This is a genomic window from Pseudarthrobacter sp. rb (assembly GCF_056389225.1).
This window is the reverse complement of the sequence record NZ_JBWJAR010000059.1, coordinates 1-1,039: the sequence shown is the minus strand read 5'-3', so window position 1 is coordinate 1,039 and position 1,039 is coordinate 1. Positions and strand designations below refer to the sequence as shown.

The window sequence follows — 1,039 nt, the reverse complement described above, 5'->3', positions numbered from 1 at the left end:
AGTCGTGGACGTCGTTGACACAACGAATCCGCGGAATCTAGCGCAGAACTGTTGACAGCACACAGATAACGCTGTGGACGCTGCCGGGGACGGCGGCGACGTGCCGGGCGATGGTTTCGGCGTGGTGAGCGGTGTTCAGTGCACCTGAGCGCCAGCGGGCTTCGACAACGCAGGTCACCCCGGCCAGCGCCGCAATTATGCGATTCCGTTGTAAAAAGCGGTACCGGGTAGGTGCGGATCCGGGGGGCAGTTCGGAGAGTGTCAGGCCGTTGGCGCGGATCGCGGCCGCGAGGTCGGCGTTGCCGGAAGGGTAGTCACGGTCCAGTCCTCCGGCGAGAACGGCGATGGTGGCCGGGCCGTTGCCGGTGCTTCCGGCCAGTGCGGCGCGGTGGGCGTGTGCGTCGATGCCGTAGGCGAGTCCGGCGATGACGCAGATTCCGCGTTGGACCAGGCTGTAGGCGATGTCACCGGTCACGGCTGCGCCGTAGCTCGTGCAGTCCCGGGAGCCTGTGAGGGCCGCGCAGCTGGAGGGGTCGGGGATCCCGTTACCGATATTGCCCCGGTACCAGAGGCCCAGGGGTGCGTCCGGGAGGTCATCCAGCCCTGCGGGCCAGTGCTCGTCGCCGGGGATCAGGAATCCTCCGCCCAAGCGTTCGATGGTGGCCAGGTCCTTTTCCGGGGCCAGGTCCGGCACGCGGGGTGCCCAGCGCTTCATCGCGGCCGCCAGTTCCTCCGGGGTCACGTCCGGGAGCGTGTGGGCGGGCTGGGTGCCGGTGGCGAGCCGCAGCGCGGCGTAGGCCCCGAGCCTGCCCACAAGGGTCCGCCCAATGGTGTCGTTGGGTTCGAACAGGCGGGTCAGGGCGGCGCGTGCAATGCGATCGTTCATGGTTTTTGCCTTTGCAGAGACGTGGAGTGTGTGGGGCGGCTTAGGTGACCGGCCAGCTTCCCTCTCCCCCGGATTGTTTTTGGTTGCTGGCAAGCTTGCTTGCTCGGCGGCCGACGGAGCCCTGTCTACCCGCCAGGGCAAGGAGCGGGAAAT

General features: G+C 67.7%; 1 protein-coding gene. It reads right to left on the bottom strand.

Going from position 1 to position 1,039, the window contains the following annotated elements:
* Positions 1 to 37: 37 nt before the first annotated feature.
* Entirely contained in the window at positions 38 to 886 is an 849-nt protein-coding gene (locus ACWRN3_RS22865) for a DNA-processing protein DprA (RefSeq protein ID WP_476742030.1), read from the bottom strand.
* Positions 887 to 1,039: the final 153 nt, after the last annotated feature.

Coding starts and splice junctions, on each gene's coding strand:
- ACWRN3_RS22865 (WP_476742030.1), bottom strand. CDS start 886: ATGAACGATCGCATTGCACGCGCCGCCCTGACCCGCCTGTTCGAACCC.